We start from the raw sequence: 25,058 nt of genomic DNA on the forward strand, positions 1-25,058 counted from the left end.
GCTGTCCCGTTGACGACCGGCGATATCCACTCGATGGTGATCGCGTCGGATTATCGGGTGCCGGATCCGACCCGGGTGTGGCCGCTGCTCGAGCGGAGCAAGGCGAGGCTCGCCGAAATCGGCGCACACCACGTGCTGGTGTACACGTCCACCCACGACTACGGCCGTGTACTGGTGATGATCGGGGTGCACAGCCGCGAGCCCATCGTGGAACTGCTGCGCTCGCGGGTGTTCTTCGATTGGTTCGACGCCGCCGGCGTCGAGGACATCCCCGCCGTTTTCGCCGGCGAGATCGTGGACAGGTACATCCCGCAGCCGCCCGCACTACCGGGGGCGCCCGGCGTGGTGGTATGCGCGATCGCCTCGGTCGACGACGTGTCGACCCTGACCGCGGGGGTCCGCTCGGCGATGGACAGGTTCACCGCCGCCGGCATCCGAAAGACTTGGGTTTTCCAGGCTTTCGACGACAAGCACGAGGTCCTGATCCTCCAGGAGTTTCCCGACGAGGAGCGCGCGCGGCGGTGGATTGAGCATCCGGACGCCGCGGCCCAATGGATGTCGGGGGCCGGCGTCGGCGCCTACCCGCCGCTGTTCGTCGGGCAGCTCTTCGACACGATGCGCATCGAGGGGGACTGAGCGCGCCCGATGTTCGTGTGCCTGTGCAACGGCGTCACCAGCCAGACGGTGGCCGAGGCCGTCGCGGCCGGGGCGTCGACGACCAAGGATGTCGCCCGGGCGTGCGGGGCGGGCGCCGATTGCGGGCGTTGCCGGCGCACCGTCCAGGCGATACTGCGATCGTCGACCCCGGGCCGGGCGGCGCACCCGACCTAGTCGCGTGCGCCGCCCTCGGGCGACATGGGACCGACGAGTTGGCCGAGCAGGTGGGGGATCTCCAGCCGCGGCAGGACGACCTCGACGAACACCATGCGATCCTGGTGCTCGGCCGCCGCGGTGAATGCGTCGTCGAGCTCGCCGTAGGTCTGCACCCGGAACGCCAGGTGGTCGGCCACCCCGAGCGCCCGGGGGATCTCGGTCCAATTCCAGCTCACAATGTCGTTGTAGGGGGCCGTCTTTCCGTGAATTGCCCGCTCGACGGTGTAGCCGTCGTTGTTGACAACGACGATGACCGGGGACAACCCCTCCCGGGAGAAGGTGCCGAGCTCCTGGACGGTCAGTTGCGCGGCCCCATCGCCGATCAGCAACACGGTCCTGCGCTCCGGATGCGCCACCGCGGCCCCGACCGCCGCGGGCAACGTGTAACCGATTGAGCCCCAGAGTGGTTGACCGATGAAGGTAACCCCCTGCGGCAACCTGTGATCCGCCATGCCGTAGAACGACGTGCCCTGATCGGCGAGGACCACGTTCCCCGGTGTGAGTGCCACGCAGAGGCGGTCCCACAACATCTGCTGGGTCAGTGGCTGATCTCGCGCCGGGGCCGGCGGCAGGGGCTCGGCCGGCGGCGACGCCACGGGCGCGGAGGTGATGCCGCGGTTGACCAAGACGGTGGCCAGCGCCTCCAGCGCGGCACCCATCTCCAACGGAGCGAAAACCTCACCCGCGACACTGCTTTGGTACTGCCCGACGTCGATGGTCCGCGCCGGATCGATCCGCTGGCTGAAAAACCCGCTGACCATGTCGGTGAACACGACTCCCGCCGTCACCAGCACCGGCGCCTCTTCGATCGCCGTGCGCACCGATTCGGCGCTGGCCGAACCCGCGTAAATGCCAAGGAAATTCGGCGAGCTCTCGTCGAGCAGGCTCTTCCCCCACATCAACGTGGCGTGCGGCACCACGTCCGCGGCCAGCAGCGCCTCGAGCTCTTTGACGGTTTGTAGGCGGTGGACCAGCAGATCGGCGAGCACGGTCAACTGGCGATCCCCGATGAGTTCGGCGGCGGCCTCGATGAACAGCGACAGCGCGCGGGGGCTGGTGCCGCCGGTGTAGCGGGGCAGCGGTGCGTCGGGTGGTTCGGTGGGGAAGCGCGCCACGTCGGTGGATAGCAGGATGTAGCCCGGCCGTTTCTGTTCGCGCACCTCGCTCAGCACCCGGTCGATCTCTCTGCATGCCGTCGCAGGCATGAGATTGGCTTGAGCGCAGGTGATTTCACGGCTAATCCGGAAGAAGTGCTCGAAGTCCCCGTCGCCGAGCGAATGGTGCAGCGCGCGCCTGGTGCCCTGCGCGTCTTTCGAGGGGCCGCCCACGATGTGCACCACGGGCACGTGTTCGGCATAGCTGCCCGCGATCGCGTTGGCCGCCGAGAGCTCACCGACCCCGAATGTCGTTACCACGGCCGACATTCCGCGCAGCCGTCCGTACCCGTCGGCGGCGTACCCGGCGTTGAGTTCGTTGGCGCTGCCCACCCACCGAATGGTCGGGTGCGCGACGATGTGGTCCAAGAATGCCAGGTTGTAGTCGCCGGGAACGCCGAAGATCTCGGAGACGCCGAGTTCGGCGAGGCGGTCCAACAGGTAGTCACCGACGGTATAGACGGGATCAGTCACGAAGACGACGGTACCCTCGGTCGAAACCATTCCGGCTAACACGCCATTTCAGTATCGTGCGGGCCATGGCAATCAAAGAATCCCGCGACATCGTCATCGAAGCCAGCCCCGAGGAGATTCTGGACGTCATCGCCGATTTCGAAGCGATGCCCGAGTGGTCGGAACCCCACCAGAGTGCGGAGGTGCTCGAGACGGGGGAGGACGGGCGCCCGAGCAAGGTGAAGATGAAGATCAAGGTCGCGGGGATCACCGACGAACAGGTGGTTGCCTACACGTGGAGCGCCGACGAGGTCAGCTGGACGCTGGTCAGCTCCTCCCAGCAGAAGGCGCAGGACGGGAAGTACACCCTGGTGCCTCGAGGCGAGGCCACGCTGGTCAAGTTCGATCTCCTTGCGGACCCCACCGTTCCACTGCCCGGCTTCGTGCTCAAGCGCGCCGTGAAGGGGACGATCGACTCCGCGACCAAGGCACTGCGCGAACGGGTGCTGAAAGTCAAGAGGGGCGAGTAATCGCCGTGAGCAGCGGCGGGCCCCTCGCCGGGGTGCGGGTGATCGAACTGGGCGGCATCGGGCCGGGGCCGCACGCGGGGATGATCCTCGCCGACCTGGGCGCGGACGTGGTGCGGGTGCGCCGCCCCGGCGGGCTCACGATGCCGCCAGAGGACCGCGACCTGCTGCACCGGGGAAAGCGGATCGTCGACCTGGACGTCAAGGCGCAGCCGCAGGCCCTCCTCGAGCTTGCCGGTAAGGCCGACGTGCTGCTCGACTGCTTCCGGCCGGGCACCTGCGAGCGGCTCGGCATCGGTCCCGACGACTGCGCGGCGGTCAATCCGCGGCTGATCTTCGCGCGGATCACCGGCTGGGGGCAGCAGGGGCCGGTGGCCCAGACCGCGGGCCACGACATCAACTATCTGTCGCAGACCGGTGCGCTCTCGGCGCTGGGCTATCGGGATCGCCCGCCCATGCCGCCGTTGAACCTGGTCGCCGACTTCGGTGGCGGTTCGATGTTGGTGCTGCTGGGCATCGCGGTCGCGCTGTACGAACGGGAACGTTCCGGCAAGGGCCAGGTCGTCGACGCCGCGATGGTCGACGGCGTCAGCCTGCTCGCCCAGATGATGTGGACGATGAAGTCGACCGGTGCGCTGCGCGACGAGCGTGAATCGTTTCTGCTCGACGGCGGCGCCCCGTACTACCGCTGCTACGAGACCTCCGACGGCAAATACATGGCCGTCGGCGCCATCGAGCCGCAGTTCTTCGCGGCGCTGCTGACCGGGCTCGGCCTGTCGACCGACGAAGTGCCAGGCCAGCTCGACATCGGTTCGTACCAAAGGATGTACGACGTCTTCGCGGAGCGGTTCGCCGGCCGGACCCGCGACGAGTGGACGAAGACCTTCGCGGGCACCGATGCGTGCGTCACCCCGGTGCTGACCTGGAGCGAAGCCGCCATCAACGACCATTTGAACGCGCGGTCGACGGTGATCACCGCCCATGGCGTCGAGCAGGCCGCGCCCGCGCCGCGTTTCTCCAGGACGCCGGCCGGGCCGGTCGGGCCGCCGCCGGCGGCAACCACGCCGCTGGCGGAAATCGGCTGGTAAGTAAAGATTTCGGCGAACGCCATCCGCGCAGACGGCGGTGGGGTTAAGTTCATCCGAGTGGCCGTAAAAGCATCACGAGAATTTGTCGTTGACGCGCCGCCAGAAGTGGTCATGGAGGCGCTGACAGATGTCGGCGTCCTGTCGTCGTGGTCGCCGCTGCACAAACACATCGAGGTGATCGACCGTTATCCCGACGGCCGGCCCCACCACGTCAAGACCAAGATCAAGATCCTGGGGCTCGTCGATAAAGAGATCCTGGAATATCACTGGGGTCCCGACTGGGTCGTCTATGACGTCAAAGGGACCGCCCAGCAGCATGGCCAGCATGTCGAGTACAACCTCAAACCCGAGGGCATCGACAAGACGCGCGTGCGTTTCGACATCACCGTCGAACCGGCGGGGCCGATACCGCAATTCGTCGTCAAGCGGGCCACCGAAAATGTTCTCAACGCCGCGGTGAAGGGGCTGAGCGACCTCGTCGGCGGCGAGGACCTCGACAAGCCGACCTAGTTGCAGCAGTGGCCGTACAAGCGTCGTCCGAAATCGTCATCGACGCGCCCCCGGAGGCCATCATGGAGGCGCTCGCCGACATGGACACCGTGCCGTCGTGGTCTGCGGTACACAAGAAGGCCGAAGTCATCGACACTTATCCCGACGGGCGGCCGCGCCACGTCAAGGTCACGATCAGAGTGATGGGCATCATCGACACGCAGCTCCTCGAATACCACTGGGGGCCGGATTGGATGGTGTGGGATGCCAAAAAGACCATCCACCAACACGGCCAGCACGGTGAGTACAACCTGACCCGCGAGGCCGACGACAAGACGCGCGTGCGCTTCGGCATCACCGTCGAACCGTCGGCGCCGCTGCCGGAGTTCTTGATCAACCGGGCCCGCAAGAAGATCCTGCACGCCGCGCTGGAGGGACTCCGCAAGCGGGTGGTGGGGGGCCTCAACGGGGACGAGTAACGGCCTTGTCCCGCAGCACGGCCAGTCGCCGGATCGCCTCGTCGAGGGTGTCGTCGCGTTTGCAGAAGGTGAAGCGCACCAGGTGATTCCACACGTCGGCGTGGGGTGCCGCCGGATCGCAGAAGGCCGACATCGGGATGGCGGCCACGCCGACCTTCTCCGGCAGGGCCGCGCAGAAGGCGGTGCTGTCGTCATACCCGAGCGGGCGCGGGTCGGCGCACAGGAAGTAGGTGCCGTCGCTGTCGTGCACCGCAAAGCCGATCTCGGTCAGCCCGGTGGCCAGCCGGTCCCGCCGGGCCTGCAAGGTGCGGCGCAACTCGGCCACCCAGGCGTCCTCGGTGTCCAGTGCCAGGGCCACCGCGGGCTGGAACGGGGCGCCCCCGACGTAGCTCAGGTACTGCTTCGCCGCGCGCACCCCGGCGACGAGTTCGGCTGGCCCGCAAGCCCATCCGATCTTCCACCCGGTGCAGTTGAACATCTTGGCCGCGCTGGCGATGGTGATGGTGCGTTCGGCCATGCCGTCGAAGGCGGCCAGCGGCAGATGCTTCTTGCCTTTCGGGCCGTCGAACACCAGGTGCTCGTACACCTCGTCGGTGATCACCAAGAGGTCGGCCGCCACCGCGATCTCCGCGATGGCCGCCAGGTCCGCCGCGCCCAGCACCGTGCCCGTCGGGTTGTGCGGCGAGTTGACGATCAGCGCGCGGGTCCGGGGCGTCACCGCGCGCCGCAGCGCGTCGGCGTCCAGCGCGAAGCCGCGCCCATCGGCGACCAGCGGCACCGCGACACGATGCGCGCAGGCCATCGCCACCACCGGCGAGTAGGAGTCGTAGAAGGGTTCGATCAGGACCACTTCCGAGCCCGGCTCGACCAGCCCGATCACAGCCGCGGCGATGGCCTCGGTGGCGCCGACCGTCACCAACACCTCGGTGTCGGGGTCGTAGTCGACACCGAAATGCCGCCGGCGGTGGGCGGCGATGGCCTGCCGCAGCGGCGCGATGCCCATCCCGGGCGGGTATTGGTTGGCACCCGCGGCGATGGCGTCCTGCGCGGCCTTCAGCAACGCCGGGGGTCCGTCCTCGTCGGGAAAGCCCTGCCCGAGGTTCACCGCCCCGATCCGCGCAGCCAGCGCCGACATCTCCGCGAACACCGTCGTCGCGTACGGCCGCAGCCGCGACACCGTCATGGGGATTGAGCCTAAGACGGCCGTTGTCACACCCGCCACAGTGGCCCCTGGCCGGGCTGGCACCCTTTGTGTCCACCTACGCGCGACAACCGCCCAACCAACAGGTTGGCCGGGGGCCACTGTTAGGGTTGTGCTGATATACGGATCCGAACCCCCATTTGCGAAGAGGAAGCCGACATGTCCGAAGAAGCCTTCGTCTACGAGGCCATCCGCACCCCGCGCGGCAAGCAGAAGAACGGGTCGTTGACCGAGGTCAAGCCGCTGAACCTGGTCGTCGGCCTGATCGAGGAGCTGCGCAAGCGCAATCCGGACCTCGACGAGAACCTGATCAGCGACGTGATCCTGGGCTGCGTGTCACCGGTCGGTGACCAGGGCGGTGACATCGCCCGCACCGCGGTGATCGCGGCCGGCATGCCCGACACCGTCGGCGGCGTGCAGCTCAACCGCTTCTGCGCCTCTGGGCTGGAAGCCGTCAACACCGCCGCTCAGAAGGTCCGCTCCGGCTGGGACGACATGGTGCTCGCCGGCGGCGTGGAGTCGATGAGCCGCGTACCGATGGGCTCCGACGGCGGCGCGATGATGGCCGACCCCGCCACCTCTTACGACGCGTACATCGTCCCGCAGGGCATCGGCGCGGACCTGATCGCCACCATCGAGGGCTTCTCCCGCGACGACGTGGACGCCTACGCGCTGCGCTCGCAGGAGCTCGCGGCCGCGGCGTGGTCGGGCGGCTACTTCGCCAAGTCGGTGGTTCCGGTCCGCGACCAGAACGGCCTGCTGATCCTCGACCACGACGAGCACATGCGCCCCGACACCACGATGGAGGGCCTGGCCAAGCTGAAGCCCGCCTTCGAGGGACTGGCCGCGATGGCCGGCTTCGACGATGTGGCGCTGCAGAAGTACCACTGGGTCGAGAAGATCAACCACGTCCACACCGGTGGCAACAGCTCGGGCATCGTCGACGGCGCCGCGCTGGTCATGATCGGCTCCGAGGCCGCCGGCAAGTCGCAGGGCCTGACGCCCCGCGCCCGCATCGTCGCCACCGCCACCACCGGCTCCGACCCGACGATCATGTTGACCGGCCCGACGCCGGCCACCCAGAAGGCGCTCGACCGGGCGGGCCTGACCGTCGACGACATCGACCTGTTCGAGCTGAACGAGGCGTTCGCGTCGGTCGTCCTGAAGTTCCAGAAGGACCTGAACATCCCCGACGAGAAGCTCAACGTCAACGGCGGCGCCATCGCGATGGGTCACCCGCTGGGCGCCACCGGCGCGATGATCCTGGGCACCATGGTCGACGAGCTGGAGCGCCGCAACGCCCGCCGTGCGCTGATCACGTTGTGCATCGGTGGCGGCATGGGCGTCGCGACAATCATTGAGAGGGTTTAAGCGCATGGCAGAGAACACGATTCAGTGGGACAAGGACGCTGACGGCATCGTCACCCTGACCCTGGACGACCCGACCGGGTCGGCAAACGTCATGAACGAGCACTACAAGGAGTCCATGCACAAGGCCGTCGAACGCCTTGTCGCCGAGAAGGATTCGATCACCGGCGTGGTGATTACCAGCGGTAAGAAGACCTTCTTCGCCGGTGGTGACCTGAAGAGCATGATCACCGCGGGCCCGGAGAACGCCGGCGAGGTCTTCGCCGAGGTCGAGGACATCAAGCGCGACCTGCGCGCGCTGGAGACTCTGGGCAAGCCGGTGGTGGCCGCCATCAACGGCGCGGCGCTGGGCGGCGGGCTGGAGATCGCGCTGGCCTGCCACCACCGCATCGTCGCCGACGTCAAGGGTGTCCAGATCGGGCTGCCCGAGGTCACGCTGGGTCTGCTGCCCGGTGGCGGCGGCGTCACCCGCACGGTGCGGATGCTCGGCATCCAGAACGCGTTCGTCAATGTGCTGAGCCAGGGCACCCGCTTCAAGCCGGCCGCGGCCAAGGACAACGGCCTGGTCGACGAAATCGTTTCCAGCGTCGATGAACTGGTTCCCGCCGCCAAAGCGTGGATCAAGGCCAACCCCGAGGCCCACACGCAGCCGTGGGATGTCAAGGGCTACAAGATCCCTGGCGGGACCCCGAGCAGCCCGGCGCTGGCGGCGATCCTGCCGTCATTCCCGTCGCTGCTGCGCAAGCAGCTCAAGGGCGCGCCGATGCCGGCGCCGCGGGCCATCCTCGCCGCGGCCGTCGAGGGCACGCAGGTGGACTTCGACACCGCCACCCGCATCGAGAGCCGCTACTTCACCGAACTGGTCACCGGCCAGGTCGCCAAGAACATGATCCAGGCGTTCTTCTTCGACCTGCAGACCATCAACGGCGGCGGCTCGCGGCCCGAGGGCATCGGCAAGACCCCGATCAACAAGATCGGTGTGCTCGGTGCGGGCATGATGGGCGCCGGCATCGCCTACGTCTCGGCCAAGGCCGGCTACGACGTGGTGCTCAAGGACGTCAGCCTCGAGGCCGCGCAGAAGGGCAAGGGCTACTCCGAGAAGCTGGAAGCCAAGGCGTTAGAGCGTGGCAAGACGACCAAGGAGCGCTCCGACGCGCTCTTGGCCCGCATCACGCCGACGGCCGACGCGGCCGACCTCAAGGGCGTCGACTTCGTGATCGAGGCGGTGTTCGAGAACCAGGATCTCAAGCACAAGGTGTTCCAGGAGATCGAGGACGTCGTCGAACCGAACGCGGTGCTTGGGTCCAACACCTCGACGCTGCCGATCACCGGTCTGGCGACCGGCGTCAAGCGGCAGGAGGACTTCATCGGGATCCACTTCTTCTCGCCGGTCGACAAGATGCCCCTGGTCGAGATCATCAAGGGCGAGAAGACATCCGACGAAACGCTGGCCCGCGTGTTCGACTACACGCTGGCGATCGGCAAGACCCCGATCGTGGTCAACGACAGCCGCGGCTTCTTCACCTCCCGCGTGATCGGCACATTCGTCAACGAGGCGCTGGCCATGCTGGGTGAGGGCGTCGAGCCGGCCAGCGTCGAGCACGCCGGTTCGCAGGCCGGGTATCCGGCGCCGCCGCTGCAGCTGTCCGACGAGCTCAACCTGGAGCTCATGCACAAGATCGCCGTGGCCACCCGCAAGGGCGTCGAGGACGCCGGCGGCACCTACGAGCCGCACCCGGCGGAAGCCGTCGTCGAGAAGATGATCGAACTCGGCCGGCCCGGGCGGCTCAAGGGCGCGGGCTTCTACGAGTACGTCGACGGCAAGCGGACCGGGCTGTGGCCGGGCCTGCGGGAGACGTTCAAGTCCGGCAGTTCGCAGCCGCCGCTGCAGGACATGATCGACCGGATGCTGTTCGCCGAGGCGCTGGAAACGCAGAAGTGCCTCGACGAGGGGGTGTTGACGTCGACGGCCGACGCCAACATCGGGTCGATCATGGGCATCGGCTTCCCGCCGTGGACCGGCGGCACCGCGCAGTTCATCGTTGGCTATTCGGGTCTGGGCGGCACGGGCAAGGAGGCCTTCGTGGCGCGGGCCCGCGAGCTGGCCGCCCAGTACGGCGACCGCTTCAACCCGCCGGACTCGCTGCTCTAGTTCCTGCGCGAGCAGACGCAAAAGCCCCCAAAACACCAGGTTTTCGGGGGCTTTTGCGTCTGCTCGGGGTCAGAGGGCCGCCGCGATTCGGCGCCATTGCTCGCGCGGGAATTCCGTCGGGTCGGCCGTCAAGACCTGGATGCAGACATGGTCGGCGCCGGCCGCACGATGCTCGGCGACCCTGCGCATGACGGCCTCTTCGTCGCCCCATGCGATGATCGCGTTCAGGAGCCGGTCGCTCACCTGTGCCAGATCGTCTTCGGAGAACCCGCTGCGCAGCAGGTTGTTGGCGTAGTTGGGCAGCGCCAAATACGCCCGGAGCCAGTCGCTTCCGATGCGGCGGGCCTCGTCGGCGCTGTCGCACAGGATCACGGTCTGCTCCGGCAGCAGCAACGGGCCCTCGCCCAAAACTGAACGGGCAGAAGCGGTGTGGTCTGGGGTGACGAGGTAAGGGTGGGCGCCGCGAGCGCGCGTCGCCGACAAGGCCAGCATCTTCGGGCCCAGCGCGGCCAGGACCCGCGCCTCGGTGGGCCCCGGTCGCGGCGCGGCATCCAGCCCGTCCAGAAATGACGCCGTCGCGGCCAGTGGCTTGCGGTACCGCCCGGGCTGGCCGGCGTCGATCAGCGGCGCGTGGCTGACACCGATGCCCAGCAGGAAGCGGTCGCCGTGCTCGGCGGTCAGCGCCGCAAAGGATTCGGCGACGTCGCCGGCCTCGTGCATCCACAGGTTGAGGATCCCGGTGGCGATCACGGTCCGCTTGGTCGCCGCGAGCAGGTGTGCCACCGCGTCGAACACCGGACCGCCCACGTCGGGAATCCACAGCGCGGTGAACCCCAGGTCGTCCAATTCCGCTGCCGCGTCGGCCGATTCGGATGGGTCGCCGTAGCGCAGTTGACTGCTCCATACCCCGACACCGGCAAGGTCCATCGGCGATCATCCTCTCGTCAAGCCTCGGCCGCGCTGTAGTCGGGCACCTGCATCGAGTCGTACATGCGCACGCCCTTGGTGTTCAGCTTCGCCAGCCCCCGGGACAGCGAGGCGGGCATCAATGAGATTAGCTGGATCCCACGGGTCAGCGCCCAAACCCCGGCCCGGGAACCGGGGATGATGGTTTTGGCGGCGGCGCGCGCGAAGCCGCGGCTGAGGTGCACCGGCTCGCGCATCTGCAGTTCGTAGGCCGCGAACGCGCGCAGGTGGTCCCCGTCCGCCCGGGCCAGCTCCCCCGCCAGCACGTAGGCGCCGAGGACGGCGAGGCTGGTGCTGCCGCCGACCGCGGGGCCGGGGCAGTATCCGGCGTCGCCGACGAGGGTGACCCTTCGGCGCGACCAGATGTTCATGCTCAGTTGACTGATCGCGTCGAAGTAGAACGCCGGCGTCCGGTCGATTTCCTCCAGCCAGCCGTCCACCCGAGGATGCATGCCCACGTACGCGCCGCGCAGTAGCTCCTTCTGACGCAGCGAGTCTCGGTGATCGTAATCGAGTTCGGATTTGCTGCGGAACATGAACACCACTCGGGCGTCGTCCAGATGGTCGGCGGTGTAGATCGCCGCGAGGCGTCCGACCCCGACGTGGCCGACCATCTCATTCGGTTTGGCCAGCGACTTGGGCGCGGACACCACCGCCAGATAGCCGCCGAGGAACCGGGTCAGGCTGTCCTCCTCGCCGAAGGTCAGGCGCCGCACGTTGGAATGCAGCCCGTCGGCGCCGACGATGACGTCGAAGCTGCGGGCGGGGGAGTGTTCGAATGTGACCTCGCCGTCGTGCTCGATCGCCGTGATGGAGTCGCCGAAGAGGTACTCCACGTCGTCGCGGGCGGCGTCATAGTAGATCTCGCTGAGATCGTCGCGCATGACCTCGACGTGGCGGTCCGACGCGACGCCGACCAGCTTGGTGAGGTCGACCTCGGTGGCTCGCGGCCGGCCTTCCCGATACATCGTCATGCGATCGGTTCCGGTGGCGAGCGCCTCGATGCGCGGCAGGACGCCCATCTTCGCCGAGATCTCCATCGCCGGACGGAACAAGTCGACGGCGTGGCCGCCGGTCTTGCGCAGCGTCGGCGCGCGCTCGACGACGGTGACGTCGAACCCGTGGCGGGTCAGCCAGTACGCCAGCACCGGCCCGGCGATGCTGGCGCCCGAGACCAGAACCCGCATGGGCGTCAGCCTACGGCCGAGACCGGCGGCGAGGCCCAGCGGATGCTCGCGCTACGGGGCTAGTTCTGGTCCTGGGCGTTCTGCGTGAAGATGTCGCCCGAAGTCTGGCCCTGGTCATCGACGAAATTCGTGTCGTCAGTGGCGAACGGCGCGGTGGCCGAGGGGCCGGACGCGAAAACGGTTGCCGTGCCGGCCGGCTGCGCCGCGCCGAACAGCGCGAGCATCGCGGCGGTCGCGGCGCCCGCGAAGATCAGTTGGGCCGCGCGGTCTCGCCGATTCCGGGATGGTTTGATGTGGTGCCCGAGGTTTGTCATGCATCCGGTGTAGGGGTTGATTGTCAGCGGTGGATGGGGCCGAGCTATCGATCCGCTGTGAGGCCGACGGGCTAAAGTCGCTTGCTATGCGCTTTGGTCTCTTCATTCCGCAGGGCTGGCGAATGGATCTGGTCGGCATCGCCCCCGACAAACATTGGGCGGTGATGCGCGACTTGGCCACCTACGCGGACGACAGCGCGTGGGACTCGCTGTGGGTCTACGACCACTTCCACACGGTCCCGGTGCCGACGGGCGAAGCCACTCACGAGGCGTGGTCACTGATGGCTGCGTACGCGGCGACCACGTCGCGGATAAAACTCGGCCAGATGTGCACGGCGATGAGCTACCGCAATCCCGTGTACCTGGCCAAGGTCGCCGCGACCGCCGACATCATCTCCGGCGGCCGGATCCAGATGGGCATCGGCGCCGGCTGGTACGAACACGAGTGGCGCGCTTACGGTTACGGCTTCCCATCGGCCAAGGTGCGGTTGGCCCGGCTGGACGAAGGCGTACAGATCATGCGCGATGCCTGGCGCGACGGCAAAGTCAGCTTCGACGGCGAGCATTACCAGGTCGACGACGCGATCGTCGCTCCGAAGCCGTTGCAGGACAATGGGATACCGATGTGGATCGCCGGCGGAGGCGAGAAGGTGACATTGCGCATCGCCGCGAAGTACGCACAGTACACCAACTTCAGCCCCGAGCCCGAGGCGTTCGCACACAAGTCGGAGGTGCTGGCGCGGCATTGCCGCGAGGTGGGCACCGACTTCGAGGCGATCGTGCGCTCGGTCAACGTCAACGCGCTCGTCGGCCCGTCGGAGGCCGACGTCAAGGACCGGCTGCAGCGGGTGCGGGACCGCATGATCGGCTACGTGCCCGAGGCGGCGGCCGACGCGATGATCGCCAACACGAGCGGGCCGGATTCGGCGGCGGGTGCCCCGGAACAGGTGATCGAGCGGATCGCGAAGCTCCGTGACCTCGGATGCGAGTACGCGATCTGCTACTTCCCGGAGGCCGCCTACGACCGTTCGGGGATCGAGTTGTTCGAGCGGGAAGTCATTCCCGCTCTGAGTTAGGAGCGATCGCAAGCGCGGCGAAGCCGGGCGAAGCGGGTCGCGACCAGCAGCTAGATCTCACTGGTGACGTATCGCGTCTTCACCGGCGGCGCGGCCAGCAGCGGGGGCAGCTCGGTCAGTTTGCCTTCACCGGCGCGAAACGCGCGGTAGGCCTCGTCGTGCTCGACGCTCTGCCAGAGCTCGTAGATCAGCCAGTGCGCCTCGTCGTCCTCGTCGACGAGCACATCCGTCCCTAGGTTGCCCGCGAACGCGCGGGTGTCCTTGAGCGCCCGGCCCATCACTTCGCGCGCCGCCTGCACCGCGTCGGGCTTCAGCCTGAGCTCGAGTGTCACCGTCACCGGCATAGTGGTCTCCTCACATCGCACAGATCCTCGCCAAGATAGCTCGGCCGGCCGGGGGACGTGGAGCCGCATCATGCAACGAGAATGCGCTTTCCACTTTTTGGAAACCTGTTATACGGTTCAGTGAGCAATGATCTGTTGCCCACCGTGGACGCTCCTGGAGGATCCCTCGATGCAGAAGGCGCTGGCCCCCGAGATCTCCACCTGGCCCGACGAAAACCCGCAGCTGATCGGGAGTCGCTGCGGCAACTGCGGTGCCACGACGTTCCCGGTGCAGCAATGGTGCCCGCGCTGCAGCGCCGGTGAAATGACCGAGTTGTTGTTGCCGCGCCGCGGAACCCTGGTCGCGTGGACCACGCAGGGTTTCCCGCCCGGCGCGCCCTACGCGGGCCCCACCGGGAAGGACTTCGTGCCGTTCGGCGTCGGCCTGGTGCAGCTGGGACTGGGGAAAGACGCGGTCATCCGGGTCGAGGGGCGGCTGACCGAAAACGACCCGGCCAAGCTGCAGTTCGGTCAGGAGGTCGAGCTGACCATGGTGCCGCTGACCACTGACGAGGAGGGCGCCGAGGTCATGACGTTCGCCTTCCGGCCGGTCTAGTGGCGATCGCGAGCGCGGCGGTGGCCGGGCGAAGCGGGTCGCCACTATTGGCGAAGCCGGGTAAAGCGGGTCGCCACCATCCATACGAAAGGAGCGTCAGATGACGAACGACGTTGCCATCATCGGCGTGGGCCTACATCCGTTCGGCAGATTCGAGAAGACCGCCATGCAGATGGGCGCGGAGGCCATCCAATCCGCACTCACCGACGCGGGCGTCGACTGGAAGGACATCCAGTTCGGCTTCGGCGGCAGTCACGAGGTCTCCAACCCCGACGCGGTGACCCGCCTGGTCGGGCTGACCGGTATCACGTTCACCAACGTGTTCAACGCCTGCGCCACCGCCGCGAGCGCCATTCAGCAGACCGCGGACACCATCCGGCTGGGCAAGTACGACATCGGCATCGCCATCGGCTTGGACAAGCACCCCCGCGGCGCGTTCACCGACGACCCCGCCAAGCTCGCGCTGCCGCAGTGGTACGCCCAGAACGGGCAGTTCGTCACCACCAAGTTCTTCGGCATGAAGGCCAACAAGTACCTCCACGACCACAACATCTCCCAGGCCACGCTGGCCAAGGTGGCCGCCAAGAATTTCCGCAACGGCGTGCTGAACCCGAACGCGTTCCGGCGCAAGGCGATTCCCGAGGAGGAGATCCTCAACTCGGCCGTGCTCAACTACCCGCTGACCCAGTACATGTTCTGCGCGCCCGACGAGGGGGCCGCCGCGGTGGTCATGTGCCGAGCCGACATCGCGCACAAGTACACCGACAAGCCGGTGTACGTGCGGGCCTGCGAGATCCGGACCCGGCGTTACGGCGCCTACGAGGTGCACGCCACCTTCGCCCCGCTGGACGAGGACGTCTCGCCGACCGTGTACGCCGCCAAGGCGGCCTACGAGGCCGCCGGCATCGGACCCGAGGACGTCGACGTGGCTCAACTGCAGGACACCGACGCCGGCAACGAGGTCATCCACATGGCCGAGACGGGCCTCTGCGCCGACGGCGAGCAGGAGAAGCTGGTGGCCGACGGGGCCACCGAGATCCACGGCTCGCTGCCCGTCAACACCGACGGCGGATTGATCGCCAACGGTGAGCCGATCGGCGCGTCGGGCCTGCGCCAGATGCACGAGCTGGTGCGCCAGCTGCGGGGCGAGGCGGGGGGGCGCCAGGTGCCCGGCAACCCGCGCGTCGGCCTGGCTCAGGTGTACGGAGCGCCCGGCACGGCGTCGGCGACGATCCTGTCGCTGTAGGTGCCCCCAGCTCGCGGTTAGATAGCCGGGCCCAGCAGGTCATCCGCGTCGCGGATGACGTAGCCATAGCCCTGTTCGGCCAGGAAACGCTGGCGGTGCGCGGCGTACTCGGCATCCAGGCTGTCGCGGGCCACCACGGAATAGAAGATGGCCCCGCCGCCGTCCGACTTGGGCCGCAGCAGCCGGCCCAGCCGCTGGGCCTCCTCCTGGCGCGAACCGAAAGTCCCCGAAACCTGCACCGCCACAGACGCTTCCGGCAGGTCGATGGAGAAGTTGGCGACCTTGGACACCACCAGCGTCGACACCTCGCCGCGGCGGAAGGCGTCGAACAGCGCCTCGCGCTCCTTGGTCCGGGTGGAGCCCTGGATCACCGGGGCGTTCAGCTCGGCGCCGAGCTCGTCGAGCTGATCGAGGTAGGCGCCGATCACCAGGGTCTGCTCGTCGGGGTGCTTCTCCAGAATCGACTTGACCACCGCGATCTTGGTGTGCACCGTCGAGCACAGCCGGTAACGCTCTTCGGGTTCGGCCGTGGCGTACGTCATTCGCTCGTTGTCGGTCATGGTGACCCGCACCTCGACGCACTCGGCGGGCGCGATCCAGCCCTGCGCCTCGATGTCCTTCCAGGGCGCGTCGTAGCGCTTGGGACCGATGAGCGAGAACACGTCGCCCTCGCGGCCGTCTTCGCGGATCAGCGTCGCCGTCAGGCCCAGCCGCCGCTTGGACTGCAGGTCGGCGGTCATCCGGAACACCGGCGCCGGCAGCAGGTGCACCTCGTCGTAGATGATCAGCCCCCAGTCGCGGCTGTCGAACAGTTCCAGGTGCCGGTACTCGCCCTTGGTGCGGCGGGTGATCATCTGGTACGTCGAGATGGTCACCGGACGGATCTCCTTGCGTTCGCCCGAGTATTCGCCGATCTCATCCTCGGTCAGCGAGGTGCGCGCGACCAGCTCGCGCTTCCACTGCCGCGCGGCGACGATGTTGGTGACCAGGATCAGGGTCGTCGCACCGGCCTTCGCCATGGCGGCCGCGCCGACGAGCGTCTTGCCCGCCCCGCAGGGAAGCACCACGACTCCCGAACCGCCGGACCAGAACGAGTCCGCGGCCAGCTGCTGGTAATCGCGGAGGTGCCAGTCGTCCTGCTCCAGGCTGATCGGGTGCGCTTCGCCGTCGACATAACCGGCGAGATCCTCTGCGGGCCAGCCGATCTTGAGGAGCATCTGCTTGACCCGGCCGCGTTCGCTGTTGTGGACGACGACGGTGTCCTCGTCGATCCGCGCGCCCAGCATCGGCGCGATCTTCCTGTTGCGCAGCACCTCCTCGAGCACCGCGCGGTCCAGACTGACCAGCGTCAGGCCGTGCGCCGGGTGCTTGACAAGTTGCAGCCGGCCGTAGCGGGCCATGGTGTCGACGATGTCGACCAGCAGCGGCTGGGGCACCGCGTAGCGGGAGAAGCTGACCAGCGCGTCGACGACCTGTTCGGCGTCGTGGCCGGCGGCGCGGGCGTTCCACAGCGCCAACGGTGTGATGCGGTAGGTGTGCACGTGTTCGGGGGCGCGTTCCAGCTCGGCGAACGGCGCGATGGCGGCGCGTGCCGCGCCCGCCAGCTCGTGATCCACCTCGAGCAGCACCGTCTTGTCGGACTGCACGATCAAAGGTCCGTCACTCAATGTGCGCCACTCCTCTCCCCCGCAAGCGGGAGGTGCCCCCACATCGCTTTTTGCTCTGCATCGTCGCTGGCGCGCATATCACCCATTATTCAGTCGCCGGCCGACACCACCGACGTGATGCGGTGGATGGCGAAGTCACGCAGCCGCCCCGATGCCGAGTCGTAGGCCACCAGTTGCCCGCCTTTTATCGTGATCGGCGACACCACCCGCTGAGTGGCCACGCCGGCGGCGTCGAGATAGCCGATCACCAACGTGTCCTGGTGCTTGGCCGCGCGCTGAAGCAGCGACATGGTGACCGCGGGGTCGACGCGGATGTTTCCGAAGGGTGCCGCCGTCACCTTCCGCAGCACCGAGACGACGGCGTTGAGCGTCTCGCCGCTTGGCCGCGGCGGGGGGCGGTAAGGCCTGCGCTGCTGCGGCGTGGGCACCCTGGCCCCGCGCGGGCGGACGTCGACGATGGAGCCGGTGGAATCCTCGGCGGCCGGGGCGAAGCCCGCCTTGCGCAACGCTACGAGCACCTCGGCGATCGGGGCGGGCGACACCGCCACCGTCGGCGCCAGCGCACGCAACTGCAGCTCCGCGGCGGCCGCCACGGCCTGGGCCAGCAGTGTGGGGTCCTCGCAGCGCACGAACGAAGTGGCCATGCCGATCCGGAGCTGGCCATGCCGACGGGCCACGTCGTCAATCAGGTAGGTAAGCCCCTGCGGTACAGGGGTTTTGGAGTGCTTTCCAAATAGGTCGTGCATCCAGTCCCGGGTCTTGCCGATGTCGAGGGCGTGCCGGATCGACTGCTCGCTGATGCGGTACACCATCGCCGTGCCGGCCGATTCGACGGTGGCGACCGTGGCCAGGTCGTCGGCGAGGTCGCGTCGCAGCGGCCCGGGAACCACGACGGTCAGGTCGCCCTGCACCAGGAAGTGATCGATCGGCGCGGGCATCGCCCGCGTCATCGCGTGCACCGCGCTCTCCGGGTCGCCGGGCTCCTCCAGCAGCGCCCGGCCGGGTGTGCTGATCGCCCCGCGGCCCACCAGGCCCAGCGCGTGGCTCTCGGCCAGGAGATCGGCGACGGGTTGCGGCTGCAACCGCCTGGCCCAGCGCGGCCGCCGCCAGATCAGCGCCGCCGACGCGGTGACCGCATCGACGCCGGCCCCGGGTGGCAGCCCGCACAGCATGCTCAGCAGCAGTCGGCGATCCAGCGGTGCGGCCGTCGAGTACAGCGAATCCGTCAGGGCGCCATAGGGTTTGGCGTCGGGGCCGCGGGTGCCGATCAACGCGGGGCGGCTGGGCAGGTCGAGCCAGGTGCCGGCCAGCAGTTGCCAACGCTCGGCGGCGGACATCGTGGTGAACCGTTCGGTGGCGACCGTGGGCGCCCAATAGGGTCCGTCGCCGTCGGCGGGCTCCGGGTCGGGCATGCCGCTGGCGATCAGGCCCGCCGCGGCGGCGATCTCGAGTATCAGGCCCAGCCGCGGCTCCTCGACACCGGTCGCCTTGGCCAGCCGCTTGACGTCACGGATCCCCAGCCCGCCGCTGCGCAGCTCGGAAACCGGTGCGGCGCCGAGGGTTTGCAGCAGCACGTCGAGCTCGCGCAACAGGTCGATGACGGCTCCCGCCGCCACCGCGTCGACGTCGCTGGGACTGGTGGTCGACACGATCGGGTCCGGGGCCGTCAGCTGCAGGGGACCGGGGTCCTCGCCGCGCAACACCTGCCCAACGTGGCGGGGCAGGATCACCGTCTCGGCATCGATGCGCCGCAGCAGGCCCATCGCCAGCAGTTGCGGCACCGGCCGCTCCGCCGGGGCACCGGGCGCGGCGTCGCGGGTGCGGCCCATCGGCGAACCTTCGAGCAGCTTGTCCAGCACGTCGAGCTGAGCCTGGTCGAGCCCGTCGATGAGGGCGGCGATCTCTTCACCCGTACGGGAGCTCTCCTCGAGCGTGACCTGGCCCGGGTGCCACGGCAACGCCGTGCCGGCATCGGCGGCCACCCGGACAGCGGTCTCGCCCCAGACCAGGGCGCGCTGCCTGAGGTCGTCCAGCGCGCCGAGCACGTCGGCCTCGGTAGCGCGGTCACCGATGAGGGCCAGCAGCTTGGCCGTTGGCACCGGGGTGGAATCGGCCTGCAAAACCAGCAGCGCGTCGAGCACCGCCAGCCGGAGAAAGTCCAGGTCGTCGGTGGCGGCCTTGACCGACTGGCGCGCCTGCGCACGCGCGGCCAGCGCGGCGATGCTGCCAGGCGGGGGCTGGGCGAGGTCTGGCCGGAGTTCCAGCAGTCGGATCAGCCGCTCGTCGGGTAAGTCGGCCAGCCACGACCCCAGCGGGATATCCGGGGTGTTGTCAGTCATTGCTGACCAGCGTAAAGCAGTCGGCGGCCCCGACGTCCACGCTCACGACCCCGACCAGTGGCCTTGCGCCACGCACGCATGCGCGACCTGTCAGAATGGACCGCGTGGCTGACATTGCTGAGGGCAAGGCACGCAAATCCAACTACGTCGATAACGGATGGCCGACGACGGACCCGGACGACCACGCCGTGAGCGAACTGGTGAGCGACCGGACGGGTGCGTTGTCACCCTACGGTGAGCTGGTGTTTCCGCTGCCCGCGACCGACCTGCCCTACGTCCACCCGGTAACGGTCGTCAACCGGTAGGTCGCCCGGATGGCTAGGGCCTCTGAGGCCTCGAACGCCTCGGCAACCTGGGAGTCGCGCGATTCCCGGTCGGGCGCGCTCTCGCATCTGGACGAGCGCGGCGCGGCGCACATGGTCGACGTCACGGAGAAGGGCGCCACCAAGCGCACCGCCGTCGCCGCTGGCGCGTTGCGTACCTCGCCGCAAGTGGTGGCGCTGATCTCGAGCGGCGGCCTGCCCAAGGGCGACGCGTTGGCCACGGCCCGGGTGGCCGGCATCCTGGCGGCAAAGCGCACCAGCGACCTGATCCCGCTCTGCCATCAGCTCGCGCTCACCGGGGTCGACATCGATTTCGCGATCGGCGAGGCGGAGATCGAGATCAGCGCGACCGTGCGCAGCACCGACCGCACGGGCGTGGAGATGGAGGCGCTGACCGCCGTCAGCGTCGCCGGGCTCACGCTCTACGACATGATCAAAGCGGTCGACCCCGCCGCCCGCATCGATGACATCCGGGTACTGCGCAAGCAGGGTGGCAAAAGCGGAAATTGGGAGCGGTGATGAGCGCGCGATCCGCACGAGTGATCATCGCTTCGACCCGCGCGTCGGCCGGCGTGTATGACGACCGATGCGGGCCGATCATCGCGGAATGGCTTGAGCAGCGAGGTTTTTCGTCCGCTCAGCCCGAGGTGGTGGCGGACGGTGAGGAGGTCGGCGAGGCGCTGCGCGGCGCATTGGACGCCGAGGTGGACTTGATCATCACCTCGGGCGGCACCGGCATCTCGCCGAGCGATAGCACCCCGGACCAGACCGTGGCGGTGCTGGACTACATGATTCCGGGGCTGGCCGACGCCATCCGCCGCTCCGGGCTGCCCAAGGTGCCCACGTCGGTGCTCTCGCGCGGCGTCTGCGGCGTGGCCGGCCGGACGCTGATCGTCAATCTGCCGGGTTCGCCCGGCGGGGTGCGCGACGGCCTCGGGGTGCTCGCCGACGTTCTCGACCACGCCCTCGACCAACTCGCCGGCGGGGACCACGAGCGATGACGCGCGTCTTGCGCGCCGCCATGACCGAAGAGCCGATTTTTCTGGCGGATCACGAAGAACTGGTGGGCCACCAGTCGGCCGGAGCCATCGTCGGGTTCGTCGGGATGATCCGCGACCACGACGGCGGCCGCCGGGTGGTGCGGCTGGAGTATTCCGCGCACCCGTCGGCCGCGCAGGTCCTTGCCCAGGTGGTGGCCGAGGTCGCTGAGGAGGCCAGCGGCGTGCGGGCCATCGCCGCCAGCCACCGCATCGGCGTGCTGCGCATCGGCGATGCGGCGTTGGTGTCCGCGGTGGCCGCCGAGCATCGCGGGGCGGCGTTCGACACCTGCGCCCGTCTGGTCGACACCATCAAGGCGCGACTGCCGGTGTGGAAACACCAATTCTTCGATGACGGGACCGAAGAATGGGTGGGCTCGGCCTAGGGGCCTCGCCCCGCCCCGTGTCCGGCTAACGCGAGGCGTCAGCCGGCCGGAGACGGCTGCGCCAGGGCGTCCAGCGCGTCGTTCCCGTGGATGTCCGCGCCGCGGATGGCTTCCCACAGCTGCCTGGTGTAGCCGACGTTCGACGCGTGTTCCGGCTGGGCCGGCGCCGGAGATCCCGCGTCGACGACGGGCGCGTCCGCGGGAGGCGCGGGCGGCAGGGCGTCGGCGGGAGGCGCGGGCGGCACATCCGCCGGCGGCGGCAGCGGCGCGTCCGCAGGAGGCGCGGGCGGCACATCCGCGGGTGGCGGCAGCGGCGCGTCCGCGGGAGGCGGGGCGTCGGCGGGAGGCGCCGGCGGTGCCAGATCCGCCGGGGGTGCCGGCGGGACGGCGTCGGCCGGGGGCGCGGGCGGCGCCGGGGGTGCCGGCGGTGCATCCGGGGGAGGCGCAGGCTGGCCAAAAGAGGTCAGCTGCACCGGGGGTGCCGGATCGGCGGGCGGCGGGGGAGCGTCCGGCGGGGGCGCATCCGCGGGCGGCGGGGCCAGCGGGCCCGGACCGCCGTCGAGCCACGGCGCGTCCAGCGGGGCGTCCATGCCCGCCGGCGCCGGGGCAGGCGCCTCGCGCGGTGTGGCACCCGACAGCGGACCACCGCACACGGGCCACGCGCCGCGGCCCTGGGTGGCCAGCACGCGCTCGGCGACCGCGATCTGCTGTTGCTTGGTGGCCAGTTCGGCCGACGGGGCGTACTCGCCACCGCCGTGCGCGGCCCACGTGGATGAGCTGAATTGCACACCGCCGTGGTAGCCGTTGCCGGTGTTGATTCCCCAGTTGCCGCCGGACTCGCAACGGGCTACCTGATCCCATTCGCCGTCGGTCGCCGCGGCGGCCTGGCCGGCCAATGCGATGCTGCCGCCACCAAGCACCGCCCCCGTAAAGGCGATCTTGGCGACGCTGATGCTGGAAGTGGTGGGCTTACGATGACGTCCACTCATACGCGCCGGAATATTCCTCTCTGGTAACGCGCCTGCGAGGTCAGCTGTCGGGTTCGGGTTGGAGAGGCCACCCGGCCGCCGCCGTACTCCCATGAGAGCCGGCGTCGGCTTCACCCCAAGGAGCCGCAAGCGGCTCCTGTCAGATCACGGTGGACCGGTGGGTCCCCCGCCTCCATCCACTTTCTTCGGTGTCCCCCGCCTACTGGATGGAGCTCGGCGCGATAAGCGGGGAGGAACGCCACTCGGTGGATTGGCGAACCCCCGGAGACGCTAGCGGGTTCTGTTCGTCCCGTCACGTTCTGTGAAACCCGGCGTTTCTCTCACGGCCATGTGCGAAAAGCCCAGGAACACTAGGGATTTGCGCAGGTCATTGCGCCCGAGATCGCAGCGTGATTGTGTCGTTATCGTTTCGTTACGTGAGGTATCTCACATTTTTAGCCGCCGGCGAAGGGCGGCAGAACGTCGACCGTGTCACCGGGTCGTAACGCTGTGACCTCGTCGCGAACGGCGATTCCGTCGCGTAGATAAGAGCATCGGTTCAGCACGGCGGCGAGGCGGGATCCGCGACCGGCGAGTCGCTCGACCAGCTCGCCGACCGTGGTGCCGGGACGCACCACCAGCGTCTCGGCTTCGACTCCCGCGGCCGCACACGCGGCCGCGAAGTAGCGGACCGTCACCTCGATTCCCTCCGCTTCGGCCGGGGCTTCCATCGGGCTAGCCACCGATCGCGCTCATCGGGCGGGCGGGCTGGATGAAGTCGGGATCGTTGATGCCGTGGCCGGCGGGCTTGCCCCACATCGCGCGGCGCCAGGTCGCCTCGATCGCGTCGTCGTCCGCGCCGCCGCGCAGCAGGCCCCGGAGGTCGGTCTCCTCGGCCGAGAACAGGCAGCTGCGGACCTGGCCGTCGGCCGTGAGCCGGGTGCGGTCACAGGTCGAGCAGAAGGCGTGCGACACCGACGCTATGACACCGAACTTGCCGCTCGGGGTGTTCGGGCCGGTATCGACCAGCCAGAGCTCGGCGGGGGCAGACCCGCGCGGCGCCGGGTCGGGCTGCAACCGGAAGTGCGGGCGCAGCGTCGCCAGCACATCGTCGGCGCTCAGCGCGGCGCCACGGCGCCACTGATGGCCGGCGTCCAGCGGCATCTGCTCGATGACGCGCAGCTGATGGCCATGCTCGAGACAGAACCGCAAAAGGTCGACCACGTCCTCTCGTCCGGTCACGGGGTCGAGCACGGCGTTGACCTTGACCGGCGTCAGGCCCGCCTCCTTGGCGGCCGCCAAGCCGTCCAGCACATCGGCGAGCCGGTCCCGGCGGGTGATGGCCGCGAAGTGGTCCGGGTCGACGCTGTCCATCGACACGTTGACGCGATCCAGGCCCGCCTCGGCGAGCGCGGCGGCCCGCCGCGCCAGTCCCACACCATTGGTGGTCAGCGAGATCTCGGGCCGGGGCCGCAGGCCGGCCGCCGCAGCGACCACCTCTTCGAGGTGGCGTGAGAGCAAGGGCTCGCCGCCGGTGAACCGCACGCTGGTGATGCCCAGCCGGGTGACGGCGATATGCATCAGCCTGGTCAACTCACCGGGCCGCAGCAGTTGCTCGCCGGGCAGCCAGTCCAGGCCCTCGGCCGGCATGCAATAGCTGCACCGCAGATTGCAGCGATCGGTCAGCGAGACCCGCAGGTCGGTGGCGGCCCGCCCGTAGGTGTCCAGCAGTGGGCCGCCGGCGGGAACGTCCTGCGCCGCGGCCCGGCCGGTGCAACCTGGCACCGCCGGTACACCCAATGCCGTCACCGTCATGCGGGCACCGTCCCGAATCGGGCCGGCGAATCGACGGACACGATCTCCTTGCCGAGCGGCATCAACGACACCGGGATCAACTTGAGGTTGGCCAGCGCCAGCGGGATACCGACGATCGTCACCGCCATCGCCGCCGCGCTCACCAGGTGACCGATCGCCAGCCACAACCCGAACAGCACTATCCAGATGACATTTCCGATGAGCGCGCCCGTCCCGGCGGTGGGCTTGTCGACGATCGTCCGGCCGAAAGGCCACAACGCGTACGACGCGATGCGAAGCGACGCGAAGCCAAAGGGAATGGTGACGATGAGCAGGAAGCTGACGAGCGCCGCCAGCAGATATCCGGCAGCCATCCACAGGCCGCCGAACACGAGCCAGATGACGTTCAGGATCAGGCGCATATCTCCTCCGGGTGGTAATGCCCAGGGTACCCAGTGACGGGTAACGGGGGTGCTCGGCAGGCGGGCATCCGAGTAGGATCAGGCTTCAACATGCGTCCTGCGCGGGGGGACGCTTCTTGCGTTGCCCAACCTAGTGATCCGTCAGACAAGCAGGTGAGACCAGTGCCGACCGGCAAGGTTAAGTGGTACGACGCCGAAAAGGGGTTTGGCTTCCTGTCGCAGGAGGACGGCGAGGACGTCTACGTCCGCTCGTCGGCGTTGCCCGCTGGAGTCGAGGGGCTCAAGGCGGGGCAGCGCGTGGAATTCGGCGTGGCGTCCGGCCGGCGCGGGCCGCAGGCGTTGAGTCTCAAGCTGATCGATCCACCGCCCACCCTTTCCAAGACGCGGCGCGAGACGCCGGTCGAGCACAAGCACAGTCCCGACGAGTTGCACGGGATGGTCGAGGACATGATCACGCTGCTGGAAGGTGCCGTGCAGCCCGAGTTGCGCAAAGGTCGCTACCCGGACCGCAAGACCGCCCGCCGGGTCTCCGAGGTGGTCAAGGCGGTGGCCCGGGAGCTCGACTCCTAACGGCTACCAAGCGCCTTCCCCTCCTTCTGGAGGGACCTGC

General features: G+C 68.6%; 28 protein-coding genes and 1 riboswitch. Of the genes, 16 read left to right on the top strand and 12 right to left on the bottom strand.

All coding sequences use genetic code 11. The features are described from left to right. The first annotated feature begins 9 nt into the window (after window positions 1-9). A complete protein-coding gene (locus tag VMD50_RS15200; RefSeq protein ID WP_325428565.1) occupies window positions 10-636 on the top strand; it encodes a fatty-acid--CoA ligase in 627 nt (208 codons plus the stop codon). A 9-nt stretch (window positions 637-645) separates the two neighbouring features. Next, complete coding sequence (locus tag VMD50_RS15205) at window positions 646-831, top strand: (2Fe-2S)-binding protein (protein WP_325428566.1); 186 nt, start codon at window positions 646-648, stop codon at window positions 829-831. Here the strand turns inward: VMD50_RS15205 and VMD50_RS15210 are convergent. Then, entirely contained in the window at window positions 828-2,531 is a 1,704-nt protein-coding gene (locus VMD50_RS15210) for an alpha-keto acid decarboxylase family protein (protein WP_325428567.1), read from the bottom strand. The genes VMD50_RS15205 and VMD50_RS15210 overlap by 4 nt on opposite strands. A gap of 35 nt (window positions 2,532-2,566) precedes the next feature. Between VMD50_RS15210 and VMD50_RS15215 the strand changes: the two genes are divergently transcribed. The 4 genes from VMD50_RS15215 to VMD50_RS15230 are packed head-to-tail and all read left to right on the top strand — an operon-like array spanning window position 2,567 to window position 5,063. Beyond that, window positions 2,567-3,010, top strand: a complete 444-nt coding sequence (locus VMD50_RS15215) for an SRPBCC family protein (protein WP_325428568.1) — start codon at window positions 2,567-2,569, stop codon at window positions 3,008-3,010. Between the two features lie 5 nt (window positions 3,011-3,015). Then, a complete protein-coding gene (locus VMD50_RS15220) occupies window positions 3,016-4,095 on the top strand; it encodes a CaiB/BaiF CoA transferase family protein (protein WP_325428569.1) in 1,080 nt (359 codons plus the stop codon). Between the two features lie 57 nt (window positions 4,096-4,152). After that, window positions 4,153-4,605, top strand: coding sequence for an SRPBCC family protein (locus VMD50_RS15225; RefSeq protein WP_325428570.1), 453 nt, complete (start codon window positions 4,153-4,155; stop codon window positions 4,603-4,605). An 8-nt stretch (window positions 4,606-4,613) separates the two neighbouring features. Beyond that, a complete protein-coding gene (locus VMD50_RS15230; RefSeq protein ID WP_325428571.1) occupies window positions 4,614-5,063 on the top strand; it encodes an SRPBCC family protein in 450 nt (149 codons plus the stop codon). Here VMD50_RS15230 and VMD50_RS15235 read toward each other — a convergent pair. Next, entirely contained in the window at window positions 5,047-6,246 is a 1,200-nt protein-coding gene (locus VMD50_RS15235) for a pyridoxal phosphate-dependent aminotransferase (protein WP_325428572.1), read from the bottom strand. The two genes, VMD50_RS15230 and VMD50_RS15235, sit on opposite strands and share 17 nt — an antisense overlap. Before the next feature lie 177 nt (window positions 6,247-6,423). On the opposite strand from VMD50_RS15235, the gene VMD50_RS15240 reads away from it, so the two are divergent. After that, on the top strand, window positions 6,424-7,635 hold the full coding sequence (locus tag VMD50_RS15240; RefSeq protein ID WP_325428573.1) for an acetyl-CoA C-acetyltransferase: 1,212 nt from the start codon (window positions 6,424-6,426) through the stop codon (window positions 7,633-7,635). Between the two features lie 4 nt (window positions 7,636-7,639). After that, complete coding sequence (locus VMD50_RS15245; RefSeq protein WP_325428574.1) at window positions 7,640-9,784, top strand: 3-hydroxyacyl-CoA dehydrogenase NAD-binding domain-containing protein; 2,145 nt, start codon at window positions 7,640-7,642, stop codon at window positions 9,782-9,784. Window positions 9,785-9,853: 69 nt separating this feature from the next. Here VMD50_RS15245 and VMD50_RS15250 read toward each other — a convergent pair whose 3' ends face one another. From VMD50_RS15250 to VMD50_RS15260, 3 genes are read right to left on the bottom strand one after another with little or no spacing between them, the layout of a single operon-like run. Beyond that, window positions 9,854-10,711, bottom strand: a complete 858-nt coding sequence (locus VMD50_RS15250) for an LLM class F420-dependent oxidoreductase (protein ID WP_325428575.1) — start codon at window positions 10,709-10,711, stop codon at window positions 9,854-9,856. Window positions 10,712-10,728: 17 nt separating this feature from the next. Next, a complete protein-coding gene (locus tag VMD50_RS15255; RefSeq protein WP_325428576.1) occupies window positions 10,729-11,937 on the bottom strand; it encodes an FAD-dependent monooxygenase in 1,209 nt (402 codons plus the stop codon). Window positions 11,938-11,996: 59 nt separating this feature from the next. Further along, window positions 11,997-12,251 (bottom strand): hypothetical protein, encoded by a 255-nt coding sequence (locus VMD50_RS15260; protein WP_325428577.1) that lies wholly within the window; start codon window positions 12,249-12,251, stop codon window positions 11,997-11,999. A gap of 86 nt (window positions 12,252-12,337) precedes the next feature. Here VMD50_RS15260 and VMD50_RS15265 point away from each other — a divergent pair, with 86 nt between their 5' ends. Then, window positions 12,338-13,327 carry an LLM class F420-dependent oxidoreductase gene (locus VMD50_RS15265; RefSeq protein ID WP_325428578.1) on the top strand — a complete coding sequence of 330 codons (990 nt, stop codon included), beginning with the start codon at window positions 12,338-12,340 and terminating at the stop codon, window positions 13,325-13,327. 50 nt (window positions 13,328-13,377) lie between these two features. On the opposite strand, the gene VMD50_RS15270 is transcribed toward VMD50_RS15265, so the two are convergent. Then, window positions 13,378-13,671 (bottom strand): putative quinol monooxygenase, encoded by a 294-nt coding sequence (locus VMD50_RS15270; RefSeq protein ID WP_325428579.1) that lies wholly within the window; start codon window positions 13,669-13,671, stop codon window positions 13,378-13,380. A 169-nt stretch (window positions 13,672-13,840) separates the two neighbouring features. Between VMD50_RS15270 and VMD50_RS15275 the strand changes: the two genes are divergently transcribed. Continuing rightward, window positions 13,841-14,266 carry a Zn-ribbon domain-containing OB-fold protein gene (locus tag VMD50_RS15275; RefSeq protein ID WP_325428580.1) on the top strand — a complete coding sequence of 142 codons (426 nt, stop codon included), beginning with the start codon at window positions 13,841-13,843 and terminating at the stop codon, window positions 14,264-14,266. A gap of 100 nt (window positions 14,267-14,366) precedes the next feature. Further along, window positions 14,367-15,512 (top strand): thiolase family protein, encoded by a 1,146-nt coding sequence (locus VMD50_RS15280; RefSeq protein WP_325428581.1) that lies wholly within the window; start codon window positions 14,367-14,369, stop codon window positions 15,510-15,512. Window positions 15,513-15,529: 17 nt separating this feature from the next. On the opposite strand, the gene VMD50_RS15285 is transcribed toward VMD50_RS15280, so the two are convergent. Beyond that, window positions 15,530-17,179 carry a DNA repair helicase XPB gene (locus VMD50_RS15285; RefSeq protein ID WP_325428582.1) on the bottom strand — a complete coding sequence of 550 codons (1,650 nt, stop codon included), beginning with the start codon at window positions 17,177-17,179 and terminating at the stop codon, window positions 15,530-15,532. Between the two features lie 89 nt (window positions 17,180-17,268). After that, window positions 17,269-19,518 (bottom strand): helicase-associated domain-containing protein, encoded by a 2,250-nt coding sequence (locus VMD50_RS15290; RefSeq protein ID WP_325428583.1) that lies wholly within the window; start codon window positions 19,516-19,518, stop codon window positions 17,269-17,271. Window positions 19,519-19,622: 104 nt separating this feature from the next. Here VMD50_RS15290 and VMD50_RS15295 point away from each other — a divergent pair, with 104 nt between their 5' ends. The 4 genes from VMD50_RS15295 to VMD50_RS15310 are packed head-to-tail and all read left to right on the top strand — an operon-like array spanning window position 19,623 to window position 21,264. Next, entirely contained in the window at window positions 19,623-19,823 is a 201-nt protein-coding gene (locus VMD50_RS15295) for a hypothetical protein (protein WP_325428584.1), read from the top strand. Window positions 19,824-19,832: 9 nt separating this feature from the next. Further along, window positions 19,833-20,360 carry a cyclic pyranopterin monophosphate synthase MoaC gene (moaC, locus tag VMD50_RS15300; protein WP_325428585.1) on the top strand — a complete coding sequence of 176 codons (528 nt, stop codon included), beginning with the start codon at window positions 19,833-19,835 and terminating at the stop codon, window positions 20,358-20,360. Next, window positions 20,360-20,842, top strand: coding sequence for a MogA/MoaB family molybdenum cofactor biosynthesis protein (locus VMD50_RS15305; RefSeq protein ID WP_325428586.1), 483 nt, complete (start codon window positions 20,360-20,362; stop codon window positions 20,840-20,842). The genes moaC and VMD50_RS15305 overlap by 1 nt, the downstream gene beginning before the upstream one ends. Beyond that, window positions 20,839-21,264 carry a molybdenum cofactor biosynthesis protein MoaE gene (locus tag VMD50_RS15310; protein WP_325428587.1) on the top strand — a complete coding sequence of 142 codons (426 nt, stop codon included), beginning with the start codon at window positions 20,839-20,841 and terminating at the stop codon, window positions 21,262-21,264. The genes VMD50_RS15305 and VMD50_RS15310 overlap by 4 nt, the downstream gene beginning before the upstream one ends. 38 nt (window positions 21,265-21,302) lie before the next feature. Here the strand turns inward: VMD50_RS15310 and VMD50_RS15315 are convergent, their stop codons facing one another. From VMD50_RS15315 to VMD50_RS15330, 4 genes are all read right to left on the bottom strand, one after another. Then, a complete protein-coding gene (locus VMD50_RS15315) occupies window positions 21,303-22,253 on the bottom strand; it encodes a transglycosylase family protein (protein ID WP_325428588.1) in 951 nt (316 codons plus the stop codon). Between the two features lie 11 nt (window positions 22,254-22,264). After that, a riboswitch (cyclic di-AMP (ydaO/yuaA leader) is annotated at window positions 22,265-22,482 on the bottom strand. A 205-nt stretch (window positions 22,483-22,687) separates the two neighbouring features. Beyond that, entirely contained in the window at window positions 22,688-22,963 is a 276-nt protein-coding gene (locus VMD50_RS15320) for a MoaD/ThiS family protein (RefSeq protein WP_325428617.1), read from the bottom strand. Between the two features lie 4 nt (window positions 22,964-22,967). After that, window positions 22,968-24,047, bottom strand: a complete 1,080-nt coding sequence (gene moaA, locus VMD50_RS15325) for a GTP 3',8-cyclase MoaA (RefSeq protein ID WP_325428589.1) — start codon at window positions 24,045-24,047, stop codon at window positions 22,968-22,970. After that, window positions 24,044-24,448, bottom strand: coding sequence for a YccF domain-containing protein (locus tag VMD50_RS15330; protein ID WP_325428590.1), 405 nt, complete (start codon window positions 24,446-24,448; stop codon window positions 24,044-24,046). The genes moaA and VMD50_RS15330 overlap by 4 nt, the downstream gene beginning before the upstream one ends. A gap of 162 nt (window positions 24,449-24,610) precedes the next feature. Here VMD50_RS15330 and VMD50_RS15335 point away from each other — a divergent pair, with 162 nt between their 5' ends. Then, a complete protein-coding gene (locus tag VMD50_RS15335; RefSeq protein ID WP_325428591.1) occupies window positions 24,611-25,018 on the top strand; it encodes a cold-shock protein in 408 nt (135 codons plus the stop codon). The last annotated feature ends 40 nt before the right edge of the window (window positions 25,019-25,058 follow it).

The organism is Mycobacterium sp. (assembly GCF_035506235.1).
Classification (GTDB): domain Bacteria; phylum Actinomycetota; class Actinomycetes; order Mycobacteriales; family Mycobacteriaceae; genus Mycobacterium.